The organism is Desulfurobacteriaceae bacterium (assembly GCA_039832905.1).
GTDB lineage: Bacteria > Aquificota > Aquificia > Desulfurobacteriales > Desulfurobacteriaceae > Desulfurobacterium.
Genome location: JBDOLX010000025.1, coordinates 1 through 22,225 on the forward strand (window position 1 = coordinate 1; position 22,225 = coordinate 22,225).

A 22,225-nucleotide genomic window follows, 5' to 3' on the forward strand; every position below is an offset into this window, starting at 1 on the left:
AAACCGTATCCTTCGTTTTCCCTAGACTCAAAACCGTAATTTCTTGTATATACAGCATCAAGCTTAACCTTTAAACCGTACTTACTTTTTTCATTTTTAACCTCGTTTAGAGAAACTTTTACCTCTTTATCTTTAGCTTTAATTGTATGGTTGGAAAGCATAGCAAGCTTATATAGGTACTCCGTATCAAGTTTCAAAGGTTCATACTTAATTTTTACAGGTTCCAGTTTTTTTATATCTCTACCCACCAAGATTTTTAAAGACTCTAAAATGGCTTTTTTCTTGGCTCTTATTTCTGTTAACTTTGCATTAATATCACTTATTGAGTATTCAACTTTTAAGATGTCAACTTTTGCAAGTTTTCCTCTCTCAATTCCAATCTTTACACTCTCTTTTAGTTTTAAAAGGCTTTCCTTATAAGATAAAAGAGCTTTTTCTTGAGAAGATAGGGAAAGATAGTTAAGGTATAGAACGCTAACTTTATACTTAATTTGCCATTTAGTAGAAGAAGCTAAATCTTCAAGAATTTCAGCTTGGAGTTTCAAAATTCTTTCTTTCCTTCTTATGGTTCCCCCTTGATACAAAGGGACAGAATAGCCGATTCCGTAACTTAACTTTTCACTATCAAACGGTGGAGGATTCAAGGGAGAAGGTAGATTGGACAAAGGAGTAAGAGTATAGGTATCGTCATACTTATAAAAAGTTAAAAGAACATCAAGTTCTCCAAATCTACTTAAAGATATCGATTTTGCTTTTTCTTTTAAACTTTTGACCCTATACTCAAGAGACTTTAACTTTGGATAATTTTTAAGTGCTAGTTCTTGGGCTTCTTCTAAAGTAATTCCATAAGCCGATGAAAAACAAAGGGCAATTATAAACATAAGTGCCTTCTTCACCTTATTGACCTCCACAAAAATGGAAGTTTATCATAAATTTCTTAAACATAAATTGATGTAAGTCAACGAGGTGGAAGATGGCTAATCCCTCCGAGATTGCTCTTGTTTCCTTCATAACCTCATTCCTTTTTGCACTTGGAGGACTGGGTTCTGCCGTTGCATTAATTCCAATTTTAGTTTTCTTGGGAATTCCTTTTAACCTTGCAAGACCTACCGGTCTTTTTACAAACTTTTTTTCTACCTTTTCAGCAACTGTTCATAACCTAAAAGAAAGATTGATAGACTTTAAAATGGCTTTTCCAATAGTAGTATTCAGCATTATCACTGCACCTATAGGAGCATATGCCTCTCACTTCGTCCCTGAAAAAATCGTTGGTATAGCATTTACCTGTTTCCTTTTCTTTGCAGGAACAATGGTTTACATGCCCAAAAGGGAAGTTTTTAAAGAAAAAAATCCCATTCTCATCTCTTCTTTAACAGGAGGTTTAGCCGGTTTCGTTTCTGGTTTCTTGGGAGTTGGAGGAGGAGGAATTATCTCCCCTCTTTTAATAGCCTTTGGGTTTAATCCAAAGAAGGTAGCACCAGTAACAGCATTTTCTGTTTTGTTTTCTTCTTTTATAGCATTCATAACGTATGCAAAGCTTGGAAGCGTTGATTGGGGTATTACTTTAAGCGCGGCAGTTCCTGCTGGAGTCGCAGGATATTTAGCCGCTTACGTTGGACACAAATTTTTAAATCCTAAGCAAATAAAAAGAATCTTAGGAATGTTGTTTTTCATCCTCGGAATTAAGTTTTTATTAAAATTCCTCTAAGACCACCACTAACACTTATAGAAAAACCACGGGCTAAAACCCCGCTTTTCAAAGCGGGGATACAGCCCGACACCCCGAAGGGGTGCTGAGTATGGTAAAATTTGAATATCTTCCCTGCGTTCCCTGTGAAGCCTGCGGGTAGGGTGAAAGCCCCGCCATGTGGGCAATGCCCTTAAACTGCCTGTAACAAGGTGGGTATCCCTCCTCTGGCAAGCAAGTCCGAAGCAGGCGGAGGGTAAACAACCAAATAGCAGGGAAGACGGGAAAAAGTGTCGGGATGAACATCCTGACACAGGATAGTGAGAAAAAGGTATCTCCGAATCCCTGCGATTTGCGGGGATAGGAGTAGTGGGTGGCGTGAACCCGCCCGGAGGGATAAGGGTAGATGTAACCTACCAAACTCCCTCAGAAGCCTACGACTTCAGTCGTAGGTAGTTCACCACTAATACTATACCACTAACTTTTCAAAAAGGAGGAAAAGATGCTAAGAAAAGAAATAAGAAAAATGAACATTGACTTTTTAACTTCAAGCGGACACAAAATAGGACTTGAAAAATTCTTAGAACTCTATAAAGAAGGAAAAGCTATTTTACTTGACGTTAGAACAAAAGATGAAGTTGAAATCTTTTCAATCAATTTAGGCATAAATATTCCTCTTCACGAATTACCCGATAACCTTGATAAGATTCCTAAGAACAAACTTGTAGCAACTTTCTGCAACGAAAAAGTAAGATCATCCATTGCCTATGCTTATCTTCTAAGTGAAGGTTTTGACAACGTTAAGGTTCTTGCTGCAACTATAAAAGAAGTTGTTGAAAAGCTTAAACCGGGATTTGTAAAAAAACTCAAAGGAAATGAGTAATTCCCTTAAAGAGAGGAAACCATGATAAAGCCTTCTCCCGAAGAAGTTATAAAAGAGGTCTTTACAGGAAACAATTACTTTGTAGAGAACAAAGGTAAAGAGTTCTTTGAGGAACACATTGAAACCCAAAATCCAATAGTAACTCTCGTTACCTGTTCGGACGCAAGGGTTCAACCACAGATCTTTTTTCAAGATATGATTAATAAAAAAGGAAGAAAATTTTGATAAAGTTTGGCTTTCCGGAATAGAAAATAACGTTCACTGGCAGGTAAAAGTTACCCTTGATAGGTACAAAGAACTTGCAGAAAAAGGAAACTTAGTAATAATTGGAGCTATCTACGATTTTGCCAATAAATATAACAAAGGATTTGGTAGAGTAATTATTATAAATGTTAACGGAGAAAGGGACATTAAGAAAATGCATGAAAGTAAGGCTTTACGTCTTATTCCAGAGGATTTAAAGGAAAAAATAACTATTTAAAGAGTTAATTAAAAGTGCCCCTTACGGGGCACCTATATTAAATTCTGTCCTTTATTAAAAGTTCAAGTCTCTTTCTAACTTCTTCTGTTATATACTCAGGCTTTGTTTGTATAGCTCCAACAAGAGCAGTCTTAGCTGGAGAATTTGCAAGATCTTCTGGTTTTAGAACCTCTATAACTTTCTTTAGCATTCTTTTGGCATTTTCTATATTCTTAGCCATTGTTTCAAGAACTTTTTCTACACTAACCTCTTCTCCTTCTTTCCAAACATCGTAGTCTGTCGTAAGGGCTACTGCTGAATATGGAATTTCAGCTTCTCTAGCAAGTTTAGCTTCTGGAATATTTGTCATTCCGATTACATCAACACCCCAACTTCTATAAATATTGGACTCAGCTTTCGTTGAGAATTGAGGTCCTTCTATACAGATGTAAGTTCCTTCTCTGTGGACAGGAATTCCCTCTTCTACACAAACGTTGTAAATAATATCGTTGAGGAGCTCGCAAGTTGGCTTATCAAACGCAACGTGAGCAACAATTCCATCTCCAAAGAAAGTAGAAGGTCTATTTTTCGTTCTGTCAAAGTATTGAGTAACAATTACAAAATCTCCCGGTTTGATTTCCTCTTTCATAGAACCAACAGCACTAACAGAGATTATGCAATCAACTCCGAGCATCTTAAAACCATAGATGTTTGCCCTATAAGGAACTTCAGAGGGAAGGTAGATATGTCCCCTTCCATGTCTTGGAAGAAAATAAACATCTTTTCCTGCAAGTTTCCCGTGAATGTAAGCATCAGATGGTTTTCCAAAAGGAGTTTCAAGTTTTATTTCTTCAATGTCTGTAAGCCCCTCAATGTTATAAAGCCCACTTCCACCTATAATTCCTATCTTCATTTTTTCCTCCTTACTTTAGTCTTATTATTGTTCCCATTCCCCACACGTTTATTACTTTATCTCCGTCCTCATCCACTCCTTCCAAAATTCTAACGTTAATATTTTTTACGCCATCGGCTTTAAGTTCTTGAGCTTGCTGTTCAAGCATAGAAACAACTCTCATAACAGGATCAATAGGAAGTTCTCCGTTGAACCAGTTTTTTTGTTTTTGCTGAGCAAAAGCGTAAGCAATATTTACAATTTCGTGCTCTTGTGGAATTTCTCCAAAGGAAAGAATCATATCTGTCCTCCTTGACAGTTTTCGGAGATTTTAGCATCTTTGTTTCTGTCTTTAAAAAACTTTTCTGGAGAACAGCATGGTTAGAACCATTTTTCCTCTACTTATCTCAGCACTTTTATGTACCACTTCAGGAGTGCAAGAATAGAAACAGAAGACATCTTGCAAAAACTTCAAAAACTTGAAGAAAAGGTAAACCAGTTAGAGACTAGAGTATCCTCAAGAAAGGGAACCCAAAAGCTCCAGGTAGACGGAAGGATCTTGGTTAGATTTTCTCAAACACAAGACATAGATGAAGCTGGAGGAAAGTCTATTTATGGAGATTTTGAAAATGGAATAAGAAAAGCAAGAGTTAGGTTTCACGGAAAGCTTAATAAAAAGCTAAGTTACATGATCCACATTAGAGCAGATAGAGGAAGTAAAGTAGAACTTTGGGATGCTTATGTTAAAAATTTGATAACCTTCCTCTAAATTTAAAACTTGGACAGTTTAAAGTTCCTCTTTCCAGGTCTTACTTAAAACCTGGAGTGAAACTTTGGTTCCCCGAAAGACCTGTTGCAGTTAATAAAATAGCACCTGTTTGGAGAGATGTTGGAATATCTGTAAAAGGATGGGACTCTGACAAAATCTACAACAAAAATAAAAAATACCTTTACGTTTTTGCAGTTGATACTATACCTCTTAACACTAACAGCGTTAAGTGGAAGCTAAGAGTAGGATACGAAACAGGATACGATAGAAACTCAAAATTAACCTACACAGATTACAGCGCTACAACAGTTAAAAGAAACCTTTTTGACATTGAAACAAGGGTAGATATCAAGCCAGTAGGGCTTTCTATTGAAGGAGGATACCTTTTTGACAATCCAACCAACGCTAAAGATGAAAATGGAAACGAAGTTTCGCTTGGAAACGCTAAGGGATTCTATGTTCAAGGGGATTACCAAGCTCCTAAGCTAAAGAAACTTCATATTGTAGGTAGGTATTCTTGGGTTGACCCAAACACTGAAATTGAAGATAAAAACGACGTCTCTTATACAAGCTTAGGTTTTTATTACCTAATGAATAAATGGCAGGCGGCTATACGAGGTGCATACATTTGGGCTAATGAAAGAGAAGTATCAGAAATTGATAATAACTTAGCTGTTGTTGAGTTCCAGCTGTTATTTTAAATTAAATAGGGGGGGAAACCTCCCCCTTGTAATGGTTACTTCTTCTTCTTAATTTCCTTCTCTGTAGCTTCCTTGAGGTCCTTTCCTGGCTTGAATGTAGGAGAAAGCTTAGCAGGTACTTCTACCTTTTCACCAGTTCTTGGGTTTCTAGCTACCCTTGGAGCTCTCTCCTTCATGAGGAACGTTCCAAAGCCTCTAATCTCTACCTTCTCGCCCTTAGCGAGAGTTTCCGTAACCACTTCTAGAAATGCGTTGAGAGCTGCTTCGGCATCCTTTTTTCTGATGCCAGCTTTTTCTGCGATTGCTGCAACAAGATCGCTCTTTGTCATACCGCTCCCTCCAAAAGGGTTTAGTTTAAGTGTATCAATATTTAGCAACAAATTACTATTTAAGTTCTTAGTTGTCAAGAGTTTTCAACCACTTTTATTCCAAGTTTTTCTTGCAAAGTTGCAACGTCTACATTTTCGATTTTTAAAAGCTTTATACGTGATGTTTCTCCCTTAACAATAGTTATAGCACTTTTTGGAACTTTTAGAACCTTGGAAAGAAGCTCTATCACCTGTTTATTAGCCCTTCCTCCTTCAGGTGGAGCTGTTATCTTTATCTTCAGTCTCCCCTCTTCCACTTTCTCTATTTTGTTCCGTGAAGCTTTGGGTTGAACCTTCACTTCCAGAAAAATTGCTTTTTCCTTTATCTTTATTTTTAGCATTAGGCCTTAACTCCTCTATAATTCTTGTCATGTCGATAATGGCCATCTTTAATCTATCAAATATTTTTTTCTGTGCTAAGCGAAGTTTTTCTATCTCAAGTTCTATTTCCTTTTTCTGCCTTTCAAGTTCTTCCTTTTCTTCCATTTTCTTCTGAATAATTTCCTCTATTTTCCTACGAGCTTTTTCTACAATCTCTTCAGTTTTATACTCAGGAGTGTTTCTTTTTAAATTCTCAAGATCTCTTAAAAGATCTTGATAAGCATTCGCTACTTCTATTAAAAAAGCATCTACTTCGTCCGGATCATATCCAAAAAGCTTTTTGTTAAACTCTTTTGACCTTATATCCTCAGGCTTTAGCTTTTTTCCTATTTCCATCTTTACAATCCCCAAATTATGCTATCAATAATCTGTAGAATGATTATAACAACAATGGGACTAATATCTATCCCTCCAATAGGTGGTACAAATTTTCTAACTGGCTTCAATATTTTTTCGTTTAGCTCCAAAATGTCCCAAATAAGTTTATTCCTTTTGTGATAAGGACAAAAGAAAGCAAAGCCCCTACTATAATAAACCAAATTAAGACTTCTATGAGTAGATGAATAATCTCCTTTACCACTTTTTTATCTCCTTTAAAAGTTTCACAAGCTTTTCCAAAGCCTTTCCTCTATGGCTAATTTTATTCTTTTCTTTCAAAGAAAGTTCAGCCATAGTTTTTTCATAGCCTTGAGGAATGAAAAGTGGGTCGTAGCCAAAGCCTCCTGTTCCCCTTGGGTGTGTGGTTACCTTTCCTCTGACTTCTCCCTCACTCCAAAGTCCCATTTTTTCAGGAAACGCTAAAACAATAAATGAAACATACCTTGCAGGAGATTCAGAATATCCCCTTTTTTTTAATTCTTCTACAAGTTTTTGGTTGTTTTCTTCATCGCTTGCGTTTTCACCTGCAAAACGGGAAGAATACACTCCAGGAGATCCGTTAAGAACTTCCACTTCCAATCCAGAATCTTCAGCTATCACTGGTTCCTTTAAAGCATTAGCATAGTAAACAGCCTTTTGGTAAGCATTTTCCAAAAAAGTTTCTCCTGTTTCCTCTGGAGTTTCAACATCTTTTACAGCGGAAATTGGAACAATTTCTATATCAAACTCTTTAAGTTTTTCTTTAACTTCTCTTACTTTTCCTTCATTTTTAGTTGCAAATACTATTCTCATTACTTAACCCCTAATACTTCTTTTTGCTTTTTGATTAGTTCTTTAATTCCTTTTTCTCCTAAAAGTATTAGTCTATCAAGAGCTTCTTTACTAAAAGGCATTCCTTCTGCAGTTCCTTGAAGCTCTACAAACTCTTCATTGTCGTTCATTACAATGTTCATATCAACTTCGGCCATAGAATCTTCTTCATAGTTAAGGTCAAGCAAAAATTCCCCATTAACAATTCCTACGCTAACAGCAGCAACAAAGTTTTTAATTGCAGAGAGTTTATCTATCTTCTCAAGAGCTTTATAAAGAGCTACAAACGCACCTGTGATTGAGGCGGTTCTCGTTCCTCCATCTGCCTGGATAACATCACAGTCTATCCAAACAGTGATTTCGCCTAAAAGATTTAAGTCAACAGCACTCCTAACAGACCTTCCGATAAGCCTTTGAATTTCCTGAGTTCTTCCGGTAAGTCTTCCTTTTGCAGACTCTCTAACCGTTCTTTGAGCCGTCGCCCTCGGAAGCATGGAATATTCGGCTGTAATCCAACCTTGTCCTGTTCCTTTCAAGAATGGAGGAACCTTTTCCTCAACTGAAGCTGTGCATATTACCTTTGTATCTCCAAACTCTATAAGACAGGAACCCTCAGCGTGCTTTATATAGTCAACGGTAATTTTTACAGGTCTAAGTTCATCGTCTCTTCTACCATCATTCCTTATCAATTGAAACCTCCTCAATAGCAATCTCTTTTCCCATTATCATCTTAGCTATTCTCTCAAACCTTTCAGTTTTATCACTTACTAAGATTTTTACTTCCCCTTTTCCATTTTGGTTTTTAGAAGGAAGAAGCTTTTCTACCTCCTTTGCTACAGCTTCCGCAGAATCTACCAAAGTAGTGTCTGGACATACTTTTTTAATGATACCTTTTATAAGTGGATAGTGAGTACAACCAAGGACTAAGGTATCTATTCCTTTTTCTAAAAGTGGAGAAAGATACCTTCTTGCTACTTCTAAAGTTATAGGGTCGTCTAACCACCCTTCTTCAATTAGGGGAACAAATAGGGAACAAGCCTTTTCAAAAACTTTAAAAAAAGGTTTTAAGGAATTTATTGCTTTTCTGTAAGCGCCACTTCTTATCGTTGCTTCCGTCCCAATTACACCTATGCGACCCCTTCTTGTTAAAGAAACTGCAAGCTTTGCTCCGGGATTAATAACACCGACAATAGGAATATCTTGAAATTCACTTTTTAAAATTTCAAGAGCATAAGAAGAGGAAGTATTACATGCAACAACAACCATTTTTACATTGAAATTTTTTAAAAGCTTAGTATTTTCAATACTATACCTAATTATTGTTCTTGGAGATTTCGTTCCGTAAGGAACTCTTGCAGTATCTCCAAAATATATAAGGTTTTCTGAAGGTAGAGTTTCTCTTAGAGCCTTCAAAACTGTAAGTCCACCAACTCCGGAGTCAAAAACCCCTATGGGATTATCAGACATTGCATCTCCTAAGTTTTAGACACTAATTTTAGAAAGTTAGCATATTTAAACCTTACTAAGGATGCAAAAGATGAGAAGCTGCAAAGAAATTATAGAAAAAGTCAAAGAATATCGTTCCTCTTTTGATGAAGAACAAATAAGAAAAGCTTACGAATACGCTAAAAAAAAACATGAAGGGCAGTTTAGAAAATCTGGAGAACCTTTTTTCTCCCACCCGGCAGAAGTTGCATACATTCTAGCAGAGCTTAGAATGGACGTTCCAACGATTGTGGCAGGTCTTTTACACGATGTCGTTGAAGATACAGATACCCCAATAGAAGAAATAGAAAAAGAGTTCGGAAAAGAAGTAGCTTTTTTAGTCCAAGGAGTTACAAAGCTTGAGGGTTACCAATTTCAAAGTAAAGAAGAAAAAGAAGCAGAAAGTTTTAGAAAACTTTTGCTATCTCTTGCTGAAGATATAAGGGTCTTAATTTTAAAGCTTGCAGATAGACTACACAACATGAGGACAATGGACAGTATGAAAAGAGAAAGTCAAATAAGAAACGCAAAAGAAACTTTATCAATATATGCACCGCTTGCTGGAAGACTTGGTATGTACAAACTTAAAAATGAACTTGAAGACCTCTCTTTAAAATACCTTGAACCTGAAATTTACAGAGAACTTGAAAGAAAAGTAAAAGAAAAGAAAAAGAAAATACTACCTTTCCTAGAAAACATCATAGAAACCGTAAGAGAAAAGCTAAAAGAAAACGGAATAGAAGGAGAAATTCAATGGAGAATAAAGCACATTTACGGTATTTACAGGAAAATGGTAAGAAAAGGAATACCTTTTGAGGAAGTTCACGACGTGGCAGGAATAAGAGTAATTACAAATACAGTCCCTGAGTGTTATCAAGTTCTCTGCATAATCCACTCCTTGTGGAAACCTGTTCAAGGAAGGTTCAAAGACTATATAGCAGTTCCAAAATCAAATATGTATCAGTCCCTCCACACAACTGTTGTTGGTCCTAAAGGACAATTTATAGAGTTTCAAATAAGAACGTGGGAAATGCACCAAGTTGCCGAAATGGGTATCGCAGCCCACTGGAAGTATAAAGAAGGTGGAGGAAGTTTAACCGAATCAGAAAGAAAAAGATTTGCTTGGCTTAGGAATATCTTAGAGTGGGTAAGAGAAGAAAAGGACTATAGAGAGTTCTTAGAAAATGTTCAGAATGATCTTTACGATGAAGATATTTATGTATTCACCCCAAAAGGAGATATAAAGACTCTTCCTGTTGGTTCCACACCTGTTGACTTTGCCTACGCTGTCCATACATCCATCGGTCACAGATGTAAAGCCGCAAAAGTAAACGGAAAACTTGTTCCTCTGAACTATGTTCTCCAAAGCGGTGATAAAGTTGAAATAATAGTAGGAAACGAAGAAAAACCAAGCAGAGACTGGTTAGAGTTCGTAAAAACTTCAAAAGCAAAAAATGCAATAAAGACTTTCCTGAGGAAAGAAGAAAACGAAAGAGCTAAGAAAGTCGGAGAGAACCTTGTAGACAAGGTAATAAGAAAACTTTCAAATAAGAGTCTGAAGTCTTTAAAGGAAGAAAAGGAAGTCTTAGAAAGATTACAATCACTTGGATATTCAAACTTGGATTCAGCCTTAGCAGACGTTGGATATGGAAAACTTGATCCAGAAAAACTTGCAAGGAAACTTTTAAACCTTCCTTTAGATTCAGAACTAGAGAAGAAAAAGAGAAAAAAGAAAAAAGAAAGTTTTTTAAGTAGTATAAGAATAGATGGAATAGATAACCTTATGGTTTCCATTGCAGAATGCTGTCGTCCACTACCGGGAGATGATGTTGTAGGAATAGTTAACAGTGGAAAAGGAATAGTTATCCACCTTAAGAACTGTTTAGTAGCAAAACAAGTAATGGAGAGTGCCCCAGGAAAAGTCTTAAAAGTTGAATTCTTACCATCACAAACTATTTACAAAGCTAAGGTAAGGATTTCGGTCGAAGACACTCCTGGAGTTCTCGCAAGTGTTAGTACAACGATAGCAAAACACAACATAAACATAGCGGACATAAACACGAGAAAATCACAAGCAGGAAAGACTATACTTGACTTAGTTTTAGACGTAAAAAGCAAAGAAGAACTTCAAAAAGTTCTCACTTCCTTAAGAACTGTAAAAGGTGTTATCACCGCTAAAAGGATAAAGAGAGAAAAATTGACAAAAAGCGAATAAATTAATATCCAGCAAACAACTAAGTTTTTTGGAGGAAAAAATGGAAGAAATCTTAAATCAATACGTCCCAATAGTAATCGAACAGACAGGAAGAGGTGAAAGAGCTTACGATATCTATTCAAGACTTTTAAAGGATAGGATTATCCTCCTTGGAACTCCAATTGATGACCATATTGCTAACTTAATAGTTGCCCAGCTTCTATTTTTGGAAGCGGAAGACCCTGAAAAGGATATTTACCTTTACATAAATAGCCCCGGTGGAGTTGTAACTGCAGGACTTGCAATTTACGACACTATGCAGTACATAAAGCCTGATGTAGTAACCATTTGTTTAGGACAAGCAGCTTCCATGGGAGCAGTACTACTTGCTGCTGGAGCTCCTGGAAAAAGGTTTGCCCTCCCACACGCAAGAATAATGATTCACCAGCCACTTGGAGGATTTCAAGGACAGGCAACAGATATAGAAATCCACGCAAAAGAAATCCTAAGACTTAAAAAGATACTTAACGAAATTCTTGCTAAGCACACAGGACAATCTATTAGAAAAATAGAGAAAGACACAGACAGAGACTTCTTTATGAGTGCAGAAGAGGCACAAAAGTACGGACTCATTGATAAAGTGCTTACAAAAAGGGGAGAATAGAATGGTAAAGGGAAGGTTTCCCTTAAATAGAGTTGAGGAAGCTATAGAGGATATAAAACAAGGAAAAATGGTCATTGTCGTTGACGATCCCAACAGAGAAAACGAAGGGGATCTAGTAATTGCTGCTGAGAAGGTAACTCCTGAAGCTATAAACTTTATGGCAAAGTATGGAAGAGGTCTTATCTGCTTAGCCTTAACAGAAGAAAGGTGTGAAGAGCTTGGTCTTGAACCGATGACACCAAATCCAACAGATCCTAAGGGAACAGCTTTCTGTGTTTCCATAGATGCTCACCCTAAATTTGGAACAACAACAGGAATTTCAGCCTACGATAGGGCTATTACCATAAAAAGAGCCATCTCTCCCGACGCAAAGCCTAATGATTTTGTAAGACCGGGACACATTTTCCCTCTAAGAGCGAGGAAAGGTGGAGTTTTAAAAAGGTCTGGACACACAGAAGCGGCAGTAGATTTAGCAAGACTGGCAGGTCTTTACCCTGCCGGCGTTATCTGTGAAATAATGGATGAAGACGGAACTATGATGCGTCTTCCCAAACTTTTGGAATACGCCCAAAAGCACAACCTAAAAATCATCAGCATTGCAGACCTTATTGAATATAGAATGAAAAGTGAAAGTCTCATTAGACGTGAAGCTGAAGCAAAGCTTCCAACCCCTTATGGCACTTGGAAAATTTACGCTTACACATCTTTGGTTGACAACAAAGAACACGTCGCCCTCGTTATGGGAGAAATAAAAGAGGATGAACCAATCTTAGTAAGAGTTCACTCAGAATGTTTAACAGGTGATGTCTTCCACTCCTTAAAGTGCGATTGCCGTTCTCAACTTCACAAAGCTATGGAAATGATTTCAAAGGAGGGAAAAGGGGTAATAGTTTACCTTCGTCAAGAGGGAAGGGGAATTGGACTTGTTAACAAAATAAAAGCGTATCAGCTTCAGGATCACGGATTTGATACTGTTGAGGCAAATGAAAAACTTGGTTTTCCACCTGATATGAGAAACTTTGGAATAGGCGCCCAAATCTTAAGAGATCTTGGAGTTAAAAAAATGAGACTAATGACCAACAACCCCAAGAAACTCATAGGATTGGAAGGATATGGTTTGAAAATTGTAGAAAGAGTTCCCATAGAAGTTGGAATTTGTGATTATAATATTAACTATCTGAGGACTAAAAAGGAAAAGTTAGGGCACATGTTAAACCTTAAGCAGCTTGAACATCTTGGAGGAAGGGATGGAAAAGGTGATCCACCTAAACAATGAGGAAAATCCATCTTCTAATTCTACCCAAAAATTTTCTCCTTTACCGAACCAGCAGCTACAAAGTCAACAAAGTGAGCAGCCCAAAGACAAAGTAGTTAACCCCAAACCCCAAGAAGAGAAGAAGCTTTCAGAACCTACAAAAACCGAAGAGGTAAAAAAAGAAATAGAGTCCTTAGCTTCTTCTCTTTCTACCCTTATAGAGAAACTCATAAAAGGCTACGAAGAAAAGATAAAAGAACTTGAAACAAAGGTTGAAGACCTTGAACAAGAAAACTTAGAATTACGCTATAAACTTCACCAACTTAGTAATGATTTAAGATCTCTAAGTGAGAAAATTACAACTGAATACTTGCAAAGGGCAAGAAAAGCTTTTGAAGAGGTGGAAAAATTAAACCGTCTATAGGAATTACTTTAGGAGACCCTGCAGGTATAGGAACTGAAATTCTTTTAAAGTCAATACCGTTTTTAGAAACCCTAAACGCATCTTTTTTTATTTACGGTTCAAGTAAAGTTATCGACTTTTACTCCAAGCTTTTAAGAATTCCTATAAAAATAGAAAAAGTAGATTCTCCCGATAGAACAAAAAGGGGGATTTATCTAATAGACGTAGTTGAAAATCCCGATTTTAATGTAGGTAAAATCTCTAAATCTTCAGGAATAGTCCAATATGAATTTTTAAAAAGATCAGTGAAAGATGCTAAAAAAGGACTAATAGACGCTATTACAACCCTTCCAATAAACAAAGAGGCCATACGTTTAGCAGGATTTAAATTTCCTGGACACACAGAGTACTTAGCCTCTTGCTTTAACGTAAAAGAATTTGCAATGATGCTGGCAAATGAAAAGTTAAAAGTTGTCCTCTTAACCACTCACGTCTCACTAAAGGAAGTTCCAGAACTTATTACAAAAGAAAAAATCATCTCCAAACTAAGACTAATACATAAAACTCTAAATTCGCCCAAAATAGCAGTTGCAAGCCTAAACCCACACGGAGGGGAAAACGGACTTTTTGGAAAAGAGGAGATAGAAATAATAAACCCTGCCATAGCAGAAACTAGAAAAGAAGGAATAAACGTTTACCCTTTTGCCCTACCGTCTGATACAGTCTTTGTAAGGGCATTAAAAGGTGAATTTGATGTCGTTCTTTGCATGTATCATGACCAAGGATTAATACCAATAAAGCTTTTAGACTTTGGAAATTCTGTAAACGTTACTTTAGGACTTCCTATTGTTAGAACTTCTGTTGATCACGGCACAGCTTACGATATAGCCGGCAAAGGATTGGCTAATCCAGAAAGTTTTAAGCTGGCAATAAAAATGGCAATGGAGATGGTGGAAAAAAGAAGCTTTAGAAAAAGCTAAAAAAAATAGGGAAATCTCAAAATGAAACTGATCTTTGTGGAAGATGGACTAAATAAAAAACATTCCAAAAATAGAAAACCTTTAAGTAATTTCCATATTTCCAGTTGAAGAAAGCAAGATAAACGATAGTCCACAAACTTTTGGAAATGCTGTATAAATTGAAGACATAAGCTTTTGTAAGCTTTATATAAGTGAAAAAAATTTACAAAATAAATAAGAAGGATTTTAAAACCCGCTAACAAATGATAAACTTTTCGAAAGTGAGAAAAGAGAAATTAAATAGCTAATAAAAGAACTTAAAAAGGGTGTGGAGGTTAACGGTGAAAGACTCAGTAATAACAATACTGCCTCTTTAAGTTGACTATGAAGAAGGCAAACAAAAATCTTTCACTTTTTAAAACTTACCAAGGGGGAAAGGATGAAGCTTATTCTATTCATTCTAATCTTTGTAGCTATTTTAGTTTTATTGGTTGCCCTTCTTTCTCAAGGAAAAGAAAAAGAGAAGAAGTTTACTCTAAAAAAGCTTTTCTCAGTGGAAAAGAAGCTGCCACCCACTCTGAACTTGTTAAAGAACTCTCTCCAGACTTTTTTGTTTTTCCGAATGTCAGAATGCTTGATGTCATAGTACCTCAAAACAAAAAAGACTTTAGTTCCTTAGGAAAAATTTCTTCCAAAAAGATAGATTTTCTTATAACCGATAGTGATTACAGACCAGTTGCTGTTCTTTCTAAAGATGAAAGAACCAAGAGGATCTGTGAAGAAGTAGGACTAATAGTTTCAAGTAATGTAAAAGAAATCGTTTCCGTTTTAAAAGCGATTAGATCATAATTGTTTAGCAACTGAATCCTTATAAAAAAGGGAGGGCAAATAATGAAAACCTTAAGAAGCGATGAGATATATCAATGCATAGAAGACTTAGTAAAAGAAGCTAAAAATTCTGTGAAAATTTCCTCTGCATGGTTGAAAGGAAGACTTGTCGATGGATTACTAAAGAATTTCCCAGAAGGCGTCAGCTTAGAAGTAGTTTTGAGAACTTCCGAACTTAAAGATTTACTTATTACCGATGACTACGCTTTTAGAAAGATAAAGGAAAAGGACGGAGCTATTTACCTTAACAATAGGCTTCACGCAAAATTCATAATTGTTGATGATAAAAAAGCGGTAGTAGGTTCTGCCAACTTTACAGAAGCAGGCTTTTCAGACTATTCACAAGGAAATATTGAAGCTGCCGTTTACTATGACATAAACGACGATGAAGAAGAACTAAAAAAACTTATAGATTACTTTGAAAGGATAAAAACAGACTCCACAAAGTTCGATGATAATCTACTAGGTTTTACCATTAACCCAGTAAAGTCCCGTTCATTTGAATTTATTTTACTTGAACCTAAAGTCAAAGAACAATCTTACGTTGAAGTAAAACAAAAGGAAGGAACGATACTGGCAAAAATTACAAGTATTTACTCTTACGATATGGGATTCTTTGCAAACCCATTTTCTAGTAGAGAATCCCCTGTCTTTGGATCCATTGATACTTTTAAAACACTGTTTACCCAAAAGAAAAGTAAAGAGTGGAAAAAAGCAGCAGTTTGGTCTTACTTAAACGAAAATGGAGACAAAGTAAGAGTTGCCGTTGCACAAGTTTTAGGGATTATAAAAGACGGAAGACTTGAGATGCTAATGCAACCGTTTGATGTAGGAGAAGCGGTCTATTCAGCTTCCTTTGAAACTTTAAAGGCACTAATGACCAAAAACTTCTCTGGAAGAAATATGGAATATCCAGTAAAAGTAGGAAATTTAGAAGATAGTGATACCAGTGTATTTATAGACGGAAAAGAAATCACCACAAAACATATGCTTATTCTTGGAACTACGGGGTCTGGAAAAAGCCACTTTACCAAAGTGCTTTTATCTAGGTTCGTAAAAGATTATCCGGTTCAATTTTTCATTTTTGATCCTCATGGAGAATACTTTGAAACACAAAAAGAGTTTGGAGTATCAGGTTCTAAAATCCTTCATATAGTTTTCGAAGATACCCTATTCCCTATACATCCAGAAAAAGTTGAGGAATTAATTAAAGATGTTGGCTTTGCAGGATTAATAAGTGGTAATTCAAATTTAGCAAGAGATAATAAGAGTAAAATTTCTAAGTTCATAAAGCCATCGTTGGAAACCACAGGCTTTAAGAATAAAGATTTAATTGATCTGTTAGCTTTGATAGAAGATGAGAAAGAGGTAGAAGTTGAAGGTAACAATGGCAGAACACGAAAGGAGAAAGTTAGAGAACCAGCAGGAGTAGATAAAGAAGCTAAGAAACTTCTAGGAGAAGATATCTTAACAAACCAAAAGTCAACCTACGAAAAACTTAAAACTGGAATAGAAAGTGAAAAACAAGTTGTAATCTTCAACTTTTCAAAAATAACCGAACCAAAGATAAGAGTAAACCTCGCAGGACTTATTATGCAAGAACTTTTCAAACAAAATAAAAAGAGTAAAAAAGAAAAAATTATTGTCCTTGAAGAAGCCCATAACTTCGCCCCAGAAGGAAGCTACGGAGACGTTTCTGCAGGAAAGGACAACCTTGCCCTTACGATGGCAAGAAAAATCGCCTCAGAAGGAAGAAAATTTAACCTCGGTCTCATAGTAATAACCCAAAGACCAGCCCAAGTCAGTAAATACGTCTTATCCCAAGCAAATACGCAAGCTATGTTTAGAACGATGAATTCAGCTGACCTTGGATCTATATCAAGCTACGTAGAATTTGCAGGAGAAGACCTTGTTAACCTTTTACCTTCACTTCAAACGGGAATGGGAGTACTAAGCGGTTTAGGAGTGCCTTTCCCGGTGGTAGTTAGAGTGGATTCTGAATGTTGAATTTTTAATTCAATAACAGGAGAAACTGAATGAAACTTATAGGTGTTTTTTGGGTAATAAATGGAAAAGTTGACGGTTTCAAAGAACCCGTCGAAAACGGGGAAGAATACGGAAATACTATACAACCTTCTCGTGACCACTTTACATACTGGGATGAATTTATCCTTTGTTACCCCAAGCTAAAGCTAATGGAATATGATGAAGTTCCAAGAGGTAGAGTGGTCTATGACAAAAGTAAAAATTGTTTTGTTATTTTGTCATCTAAAGAAGTTTTAAATAATAAAAAACTAGCTGAATCTATATGCCAGTTTTACAATCTCAACGGAAACATAGAATTAAGGTGGGATGAACATTACGAAATTAAGTAGTCCAATTTTTTATTCCAAAGTAAAAGAAAAAAGGAATTTTTATTTTTTCAAATTGGAACTGAAAACTTTTCCTTTTAAAAGTTAGAGTTTATCAACTTTCAGTTAAAAAAATTCATATAAACATTATATACCTTGTCTTGCAATGCTTTTTATTGTATATTTTCTAAAAGTACAATTTAAAAGGAAGGCTTAAAAAGTTGAAAAGAAAAATAAGGGAAAAGTTGTCTTCAAATAAAAAGATTTTATTTGGTATTTTTTTTATTTGGTATTTTTATTTTTTTATTTATTATTTAACTACAGGAACTATTGGCTATATATTTCTTTAGGATAAACTACCGGTAAAAAAGAAAGAGTTAACTTTAAAAATTTTCAATAGATTTTCCGCAAAAATTCGTTTAGAGTGGATAGAAAGAGTATTTATTAACCCTCCACCTACTGAAGCTATAAAAAGTAAAATTCCTATATTTGGAATAGTGAAGTTAGAGGTAGCAAGAGGTGAAGAAGGAGAAAGTGGCAAAGGATTTAATCTCATACCTTAAGGAAAATAAAAAGACAATTTATACGTCTATTCTTTTGATTTTTACTATTTTCGTTTTAAGGTTGTTACCCTCTGAAATCCCATATCTTGATAAGAAAGGGGATGAATACTTTGAAACAGCTACAAAAGAAGCAGTTGCAGTCTATGCAGTAGCAAGACTAACAAATGCACTGGTATCTGTGGCAAAAGAGACAGAAATGGAAATCTCTCCCTTTGGAGTTGGTGTTACTGTCCACATTGGACAGGTCTTAGATCCTTTAGATGACGCTACCGAAAGACTATCAACGGTTTTAACAACCTCAATAGCCATCTTAGGACTTATGAAAATTTCAAAAGAGATACTCCAAATTTGCACTTTTAAGCTAATATCATACCTCTTGATTTTCCTTCTTCCCGGTCTTTGGATAAAAAAGCTTAAAAACTTTTCAAGAACGGTTTTAAATATAGTCGTAATTCTTTTAGCTGTTCGTCTTGCACTCCCCGTTTGTGGAGTCATCAATGACTTTCTTTATAAGGACTACTTTAAACCCAACATAGATAAATCTCTTTCTGTTTTTAACACTATAAAGGAATATGAAAAAAGCCTTTCTCCGGAAAGTCTTTCCTTACCTGATAACTTTCAACAAGAATCAAATCAAGAAGAAGGGTTTTCTTTAAATCCTTTCTCAAAGTTTTCCTCCTTTAAAGACAAGTTTGGATCGTTCTTAAATACCACTAAAGAAAAAGCAACAGAACTCAAGACGGTCATTGTTCATCTTTGGCAACATAAAGGAGAACTTGTAGAAGCCCTTGTTAATCTAATAGTTGTGGAAGTTTCTATGGTTTTTGTCCAAGTAATTGCCCTCCCCTTAACCGTTGTTTGGATTCTTACAAAGCTGATAAATGCACTTTTTGAGAGAAAAATTTCTTTTGAAGATGTAGTTGAAGGCAGAATAATTAATAAAAGTTCGTTTTAAAAGGAGGAAGAAATGAACAAGAAGAAACTTTCACCACGTGCCTTACAGGTAGCAGAAACTATAGACAAATTTTTTAAAGAGTTGCCCACGGAAGAAGATATTAGAAAGAATTATTTTAAGGCAGAAAATCTTTTATCACTTTTAAACAACATTAAAAGAATAAAAAAGGAATTAGAAACTGATAGTTTTGTTGTAATTATATGCGGAGGTCTAAAGAGTGGAAAGTCGACTTTAATAAATCTTTTGTGTCATAAAGAGGTTTCTCCAACGCGATTAGGAAGGGAAACTACAGTAAGACCTTGTATTTTCTCGCGAGGAGAAACAAGTAAAGTATTATTGTTTTATGGAAGACCCAAGGACAAAACTCATAAGAAGAATCTTTTTCATGCAATTATTGATTATGTTAAAGGAATAGTAGACGAAAAAGAACTTGCTAAAGAAGGATTGGAAATTGAAGAAGACAATATTTCAAAAGCCCAAGGTTGGCTTACTAAGGATAGTATCCCCGGTAAGAGAAGTCCAATATTTATTAATATTCAAATAGCAGAAAAAGAATTGAAGGGAGAGTATAACCTTCTAAAAGAAGGAATTCTTTTGGTTGATACCCCTGGTCTTGATGGAATAACTGCTGGCGTTGGAGGTGTAAAAAAAGATGGAGAGGAAGATTTAGATATTGATTGGCTTGTAGAAAGAGTAGACTTGATGTTGCTTTTACAAAGCACTGTATCTCCTTTAAATGAAAGTGGAATTAAGTTTGTAGGAAAGCTTTATAAGAACTTGAATAACCCTCCTGTTTTTCTTGTTCATAATGAATTTTCTCTAAAGTGTTGGCGTAAAGATTACAAAGAAATAAAAAGTTTTACAAAAGTAGATGAAGATTCTATAGAAACTACACGAAGGCTTTTAAAACAAGTAATTAAAGAAGATGTAGAGTATTTCCGCGTTAATCTGGGAATGGCTGAAGATGGTTTTGAGTATGAAAAAGAGGAATTAAAAAACCAATCTGCCTTTCTGACTTTTGAAAAAGAACTCTTTAATTTTATAGTGAAGAATAGACAACATATCCATGAAGATAATGTTTGGAAGAGGTTAAGAAAATTAAAAAGCGAAAATTTAAGCCTAACTGGTAAAGATAAGGAAGATACTTTTATATAAAGAATGCCATAACTGAGAGAAAAGGTGAAATAGAAAGAGAAAAGAAAGAATATATTGACAAGCTTCTTGAAATTAAGTGGTATTTTGATAGAGAAAAGAATGGCATTATACAAGAGGTGGCAGATGATCAAATTAAGAGAATCAAGATATTCATAGAGAATGAGAGAGAACATATCAAAGAAGAGAATTTATCAAAGGAAAAATATAAAATTGAGGAAGCTTATCATAAGATAAATGAATCTTTACAGAGATATTTTAATAGCATCATAGATAAACTCTTGGAAGCAGAGGAAGGAAAGCTTAAAGAGAAGTTTGAAGAGAAATTAAAAAAGGTAGGGAAAAAGATTCCAACAGAACTTATAGAGGAAATTAACAAATATGAAAAAATGATAACCATCGGAAGACTTCCTAAATTTGAGATTAGTGAAAAAGAAGTATTTAAAAGTGCTATAGAAGAAATAAGAAAAATCTGTTCTGTTTCAAAAAGAGAAATAGAAGATGTAGCGGAAATTTCAATCTGGAAGAAAGTATTCAATCCTTTTGCAGAACTAACTTTGGAAAATTGGAAGGTAGAAGGATTTATCAAGGACAGAAAACATCAAATATTGGATAAATTGGAAAACAATTTAAGAATTCTCAGAGATAGATTATTAAACAGATTTGATCACTATAGACATCTTATTCATACCAAGATAAAAGAAGTAGAAGATTTCTTCGATAACAAAGCATATAAAGAAGAAAAAGAAAAGATGAAAAAAACAGAAGAGTTACTTCTAAAAGTAGAAGATCTACTAAAGAAGCTTTAGGGGGAACAGGAAATGAGGAAAAAATCTTGGTTTATAATCGTGCTTTTAGCTCTCATTATAATTATTCCCCTAATCAACGACGTGACTAGTAAATATTATGAAATAAAAGAATCTTCTCCCCTTTTAGGTGCAATATTCCTGGGATCTATTTTCATACTCCTTTTTCTCATATTACTGTCTGTCTATGGATATATAAGAGAAATTTTTCTTTTAGAAAATGCAGAAAAACTAAAGGATAAGCTTAAGGAAGCTATAGAAAAGAAAGATAGATTCCTTATTAGAAAAGCAATTTCTGAATTTTTCAATTTTTATGAGAATTTCTATTACAAAAAATATGGAACTTACTCTCTAAGATCTTTAAGAAAAGAATGGGAGTTAGAAAGAAAAAAACAAGAATTCGATGAAATGTTGAAATTGTTACATAAGCTAGAACAAAGAGTGTTACTGCCAAAAGATAAAGAAGCAGAAAGAATTATAAAAAATGTTGCTATCCAAACAGCAGTTTCTACTGCTATATCTCCAGTAGCACTCTTGGATGCTCTTATTATGTTTTGGAGAAGTTGGTTTTTGGTAAAGGAAATCGCCAAAATCTATGGTTTCCGTCCTAACTTTATCGGTACATTAAAGTTATTTAGACAAAGTATCCAAAATATGGCAATCTCTGCTTCAGTAGAAGTAGCGGACGATGTACTTGTAGAAGTGGTAGGAATTGAGTCTATTGCTTTAGAAAGAATAAGCAAAGTTCTTTTACAAGCCTTTTCAAATGGAATACTTATTCTAAGGTTCGGGTATAGTGTTATAGATACATGTCGTCCAATTCCATTAGATAAGACAAAAAAACGCACTATGAGGAAAGATCTATATTTATGGTTTGTTAAGGAATTTATCAACAGTATAAAAGAAAAAGCAACTGAGAAGGCAAAAGAACTTTTACCAGAACCAATTAGAAAGCTTATAGAAAAATTTTGAGAAATTTAAAGAAAGCGAAACTTCTAATTCTCCGATTTTTAAGGTTATTCCTTTTGTAGCAATACTTGATTTTGCATTCTATTTAGGACATTGTTGATGTCCTATTGTTTTTCTTTTCACTAAAGAATATCTTTAATAGCACTCTTAATAGCACTTTTGGAGGAAGGATGATTATAACAGCTAATGAACTTAAAAGAAGGGGTATATCCTATGTATCAAAACTGCTTGAAAAATTTGAAAATGTTTTTA

Annotated in this window: 27 protein-coding genes; 17 read left to right on the plus strand and 10 right to left on the minus strand. The window is 35.1% G+C overall.

Annotated features, from left to right (window positions below; genetic code table 11):
- A partial coding sequence (locus tag ABGX27_01545) for a TolC family protein (protein MEO2068179.1) occupies positions 1-896 on the minus strand: 896 nt, incomplete at its 3' end.
- Positions 897-973: 77 nt separating this feature from the next.
- Between ABGX27_01545 and ABGX27_01550 the strand changes: the two genes are divergently transcribed.
- The 3 genes from ABGX27_01550 (at position 974) to ABGX27_01560 (ending at position 2,795) form a co-directional block, all read left to right on the plus strand.
- Positions 974-1,708: a sulfite exporter TauE/SafE family protein gene (locus ABGX27_01550; GenBank protein MEO2068180.1), complete on the plus strand. Its 735-nt coding sequence runs from the start codon at positions 974-976 to the stop codon at positions 1,706-1,708.
- Positions 1,709-2,189: 481 nt separating this feature from the next.
- Entirely contained in the window at positions 2,190-2,570 is a 381-nt protein-coding gene (locus ABGX27_01555) for a rhodanese-like domain-containing protein (protein MEO2068181.1), read from the plus strand.
- A gap of 21 nt (positions 2,571-2,591) precedes the next feature.
- Entirely contained in the window at positions 2,592-2,795 is a 204-nt protein-coding gene (locus tag ABGX27_01560) for a hypothetical protein (protein ID MEO2068182.1), read from the plus strand.
- A gap of 293 nt (positions 2,796-3,088) precedes the next feature.
- Here the strand turns inward: ABGX27_01560 and mtnP are convergent, their stop codons facing one another.
- Both mtnP and ABGX27_01570 read right to left on the minus strand, forming a co-directional pair.
- The gene (gene mtnP, locus ABGX27_01565) at positions 3,089-3,943 is read right to left on the minus strand and encodes an S-methyl-5'-thioadenosine phosphorylase (GenBank protein MEO2068183.1); all 855 of its coding nucleotides are present in this window, start codon (positions 3,941-3,943) and stop codon (positions 3,089-3,091) included.
- 10 nt (positions 3,944-3,953) lie between these two features.
- Positions 3,954-4,223, minus strand: a complete 270-nt coding sequence (locus ABGX27_01570) for a hypothetical protein (protein ID MEO2068184.1) — start codon at positions 4,221-4,223, stop codon at positions 3,954-3,956.
- Positions 4,224-4,340: 117 nt separating this feature from the next.
- On the opposite strand from ABGX27_01570, the gene ABGX27_01575 reads away from it, so the two are divergent.
- Positions 4,341-4,691 carry a hypothetical protein gene (locus ABGX27_01575; GenBank protein MEO2068185.1) on the plus strand — a complete coding sequence of 117 codons (351 nt, stop codon included), beginning with the start codon at positions 4,341-4,343 and terminating at the stop codon, positions 4,689-4,691.
- Positions 4,692-4,747: 56 nt separating this feature from the next.
- Entirely contained in the window at positions 4,748-5,392 is a 645-nt protein-coding gene (locus ABGX27_01580) for a hypothetical protein (protein ID MEO2068186.1), read from the plus strand.
- 35 nt (positions 5,393-5,427) lie between these two features.
- On the opposite strand, the gene ABGX27_01585 is transcribed toward ABGX27_01580, so the two are convergent.
- The 7 genes from ABGX27_01585 to murI form a co-directional block, all read right to left on the minus strand.
- Positions 5,428-5,721 carry an HU family DNA-binding protein gene (locus tag ABGX27_01585; GenBank protein ID MEO2068187.1) on the minus strand — a complete coding sequence of 98 codons (294 nt, stop codon included), beginning with the start codon at positions 5,719-5,721 and terminating at the stop codon, positions 5,428-5,430.
- Positions 5,722-5,795: 74 nt separating this feature from the next.
- Positions 5,796-6,059 (minus strand): DUF167 domain-containing protein, encoded by a 264-nt coding sequence (locus tag ABGX27_01590; GenBank protein ID MEO2068188.1) that lies wholly within the window; start codon positions 6,057-6,059, stop codon positions 5,796-5,798.
- Positions 5,974-6,477 carry a DivIVA domain-containing protein gene (locus ABGX27_01595; GenBank protein MEO2068189.1) on the minus strand — a complete coding sequence of 168 codons (504 nt, stop codon included), beginning with the start codon at positions 6,475-6,477 and terminating at the stop codon, positions 5,974-5,976. Before ABGX27_01595 ends, ABGX27_01590 begins: the two co-directional genes overlap by 86 nt.
- Positions 6,478-6,479: 2 nt before the next feature.
- Positions 6,480-6,680, minus strand: coding sequence for a YggT family protein (locus ABGX27_01600; protein ID MEO2068190.1), 201 nt, complete (start codon positions 6,678-6,680; stop codon positions 6,480-6,482).
- Positions 6,681-6,714: 34 nt separating this feature from the next.
- On the minus strand, positions 6,715-7,311 hold the full coding sequence (locus ABGX27_01605) for an XTP/dITP diphosphatase (GenBank protein MEO2068191.1): 597 nt from the start codon (positions 7,309-7,311) through the stop codon (positions 6,715-6,717).
- Positions 7,311-8,018 (minus strand): ribonuclease PH, encoded by a 708-nt coding sequence (gene rph / locus ABGX27_01610; GenBank protein ID MEO2068192.1) that lies wholly within the window; start codon positions 8,016-8,018, stop codon positions 7,311-7,313. Before rph ends, ABGX27_01605 begins: the two co-directional genes overlap by 1 nt.
- Positions 8,005-8,796, minus strand: coding sequence for a glutamate racemase (murI, locus tag ABGX27_01615; protein MEO2068193.1), 792 nt, complete (start codon positions 8,794-8,796; stop codon positions 8,005-8,007). The genes rph and murI overlap by 14 nt, the downstream gene beginning before the upstream one ends.
- Before the next feature lie 70 nt (positions 8,797-8,866).
- Between murI and ABGX27_01620 the strand changes: the two genes are divergently transcribed.
- From ABGX27_01620 to ABGX27_01675, 12 genes are all read left to right on the plus strand, one after another.
- A complete protein-coding gene (locus ABGX27_01620) occupies positions 8,867-11,029 on the plus strand; it encodes a bifunctional (p)ppGpp synthetase/guanosine-3',5'-bis(diphosphate) 3'-pyrophosphohydrolase (GenBank protein MEO2068194.1) in 2,163 nt (720 codons plus the stop codon).
- Positions 11,030-11,069: 40 nt separating this feature from the next.
- A complete protein-coding gene (gene clpP / locus ABGX27_01625; protein ID MEO2068195.1) occupies positions 11,070-11,672 on the plus strand; it encodes an ATP-dependent Clp endopeptidase proteolytic subunit ClpP in 603 nt (200 codons plus the stop codon).
- 1 nt (position 11,673) lies between these two features.
- Entirely contained in the window at positions 11,674-12,948 is a 1,275-nt protein-coding gene (locus ABGX27_01630; GenBank protein MEO2068196.1) for a bifunctional 3,4-dihydroxy-2-butanone-4-phosphate synthase/GTP cyclohydrolase II, read from the plus strand.
- Positions 12,920-13,351: a hypothetical protein gene (locus ABGX27_01635; GenBank protein ID MEO2068197.1), complete on the plus strand. Its 432-nt coding sequence runs from the start codon at positions 12,920-12,922 to the stop codon at positions 13,349-13,351. Before ABGX27_01630 ends, ABGX27_01635 begins: the two co-directional genes overlap by 29 nt.
- A 53-nt stretch (positions 13,352-13,404) precedes the next feature.
- Positions 13,405-14,310, plus strand: coding sequence for a 4-hydroxythreonine-4-phosphate dehydrogenase PdxA (gene pdxA / locus ABGX27_01640; GenBank protein MEO2068198.1), 906 nt, complete (start codon positions 13,405-13,407; stop codon positions 14,308-14,310).
- A 363-nt stretch (positions 14,311-14,673) separates the two neighbouring features.
- Positions 14,674-15,138, plus strand: a complete 465-nt coding sequence (locus ABGX27_01645) for a DUF2726 domain-containing protein (GenBank protein MEO2068199.1) — start codon at positions 14,674-14,676, stop codon at positions 15,136-15,138.
- A gap of 42 nt (positions 15,139-15,180) precedes the next feature.
- On the plus strand, positions 15,181-17,184 hold the full coding sequence (locus ABGX27_01650) for a DUF87 domain-containing protein (GenBank protein ID MEO2068200.1): 2,004 nt from the start codon (positions 15,181-15,183) through the stop codon (positions 17,182-17,184).
- 29 nt (positions 17,185-17,213) lie between these two features.
- Positions 17,214-17,552, plus strand: a complete 339-nt coding sequence (locus ABGX27_01655) for a hypothetical protein (protein MEO2068201.1) — start codon at positions 17,214-17,216, stop codon at positions 17,550-17,552.
- Positions 17,553-18,047: 495 nt separating this feature from the next.
- Positions 18,048-19,046 (plus strand): hypothetical protein, encoded by a 999-nt coding sequence (locus ABGX27_01660; GenBank protein MEO2068202.1) that lies wholly within the window; start codon positions 18,048-18,050, stop codon positions 19,044-19,046.
- Positions 19,047-19,058: 12 nt separating this feature from the next.
- Positions 19,059-20,201, plus strand: coding sequence for a dynamin family protein (locus ABGX27_01665; protein MEO2068203.1), 1,143 nt, complete (start codon positions 19,059-19,061; stop codon positions 20,199-20,201).
- Positions 20,202-20,317: 116 nt separating this feature from the next.
- The gene (locus tag ABGX27_01670) at positions 20,318-21,007 is read left to right on the plus strand and encodes a hypothetical protein (protein ID MEO2068204.1); all 690 of its coding nucleotides are present in this window, start codon (positions 20,318-20,320) and stop codon (positions 21,005-21,007) included.
- Positions 21,008-21,019: 12 nt separating this feature from the next.
- Positions 21,020-21,976, plus strand: a complete 957-nt coding sequence (locus ABGX27_01675; protein MEO2068205.1) for a YcjF family protein — start codon at positions 21,020-21,022, stop codon at positions 21,974-21,976.
- Positions 21,977-22,225 lie beyond the last annotated feature (249 nt).

Excerpts from the sequence above, each read along its gene's own strand:
- ABGX27_01620 (MEO2068194.1), top strand. The coding sequence starts at position 8,867 with ATGAGAAGCTGCAAAGAAATTATAGAAAAAGTCAAAGAATATCGTTCC.
- clpP (MEO2068195.1), top strand. The coding sequence starts at position 11,070 with ATGGAAGAAATCTTAAATCAATACGTCCCAATAGTAATCGAACAGACA.
- ABGX27_01635 (MEO2068197.1), top strand. The coding sequence starts at position 12,920 with ATGGAAAAGGTGATCCACCTAAACAATGAGGAAAATCCATCTTCTAAT.
- ABGX27_01585 (MEO2068187.1), bottom strand. The coding sequence starts at position 5,721 with ATGACAAAGAGCGATCTTGTTGCAGCAATCGCAGAAAAAGCTGGCATC.
- ABGX27_01630 (MEO2068196.1), top strand. The coding sequence starts at position 11,674 with ATGGTAAAGGGAAGGTTTCCCTTAAATAGAGTTGAGGAAGCTATAGAG.
- mtnP (MEO2068183.1), bottom strand. The coding sequence starts at position 3,943 with ATGAAGATAGGAATTATAGGTGGAAGTGGGCTTTATAACATTGAGGGG.
- ABGX27_01645 (MEO2068199.1), top strand. The coding sequence starts at position 14,674 with ATGAAGAAGGCAAACAAAAATCTTTCACTTTTTAAAACTTACCAAGGG.
- ABGX27_01675 (MEO2068205.1), top strand. The coding sequence starts at position 21,020 with ATGAGGAAAAAATCTTGGTTTATAATCGTGCTTTTAGCTCTCATTATA.
- ABGX27_01555 (MEO2068181.1), top strand. The coding sequence starts at position 2,190 with ATGCTAAGAAAAGAAATAAGAAAAATGAACATTGACTTTTTAACTTCA.
- ABGX27_01665 (MEO2068203.1), top strand. The coding sequence starts at position 19,059 with ATGAACAAGAAGAAACTTTCACCACGTGCCTTACAGGTAGCAGAAACT.
- ABGX27_01550 (MEO2068180.1), top strand. The coding sequence starts at position 974 with ATGGCTAATCCCTCCGAGATTGCTCTTGTTTCCTTCATAACCTCATTC.
- ABGX27_01570 (MEO2068184.1), bottom strand. The coding sequence starts at position 4,223 with ATGATTCTTTCCTTTGGAGAAATTCCACAAGAGCACGAAATTGTAAAT.
- ABGX27_01650 (MEO2068200.1), top strand. The coding sequence starts at position 15,181 with ATGAAAACCTTAAGAAGCGATGAGATATATCAATGCATAGAAGACTTA.
- ABGX27_01595 (MEO2068189.1), bottom strand. The coding sequence starts at position 6,477 with ATGGAAATAGGAAAAAAGCTAAAGCCTGAGGATATAAGGTCAAAAGAG.
- ABGX27_01575 (MEO2068185.1), top strand. The coding sequence starts at position 4,341 with ATGTACCACTTCAGGAGTGCAAGAATAGAAACAGAAGACATCTTGCAA.
- murI (MEO2068193.1), bottom strand. The coding sequence starts at position 8,796 with ATGTCTGATAATCCCATAGGGGTTTTTGACTCCGGAGTTGGTGGACTT.
- ABGX27_01655 (MEO2068201.1), top strand. The coding sequence starts at position 17,214 with ATGAAACTTATAGGTGTTTTTTGGGTAATAAATGGAAAAGTTGACGGT.
- ABGX27_01560 (MEO2068182.1), top strand. The coding sequence starts at position 2,592 with ATGATAAAGCCTTCTCCCGAAGAAGTTATAAAAGAGGTCTTTACAGGA.
- ABGX27_01605 (MEO2068191.1), bottom strand. The coding sequence starts at position 7,311 with ATGAGAATAGTATTTGCAACTAAAAATGAAGGAAAAGTAAGAGAAGTT.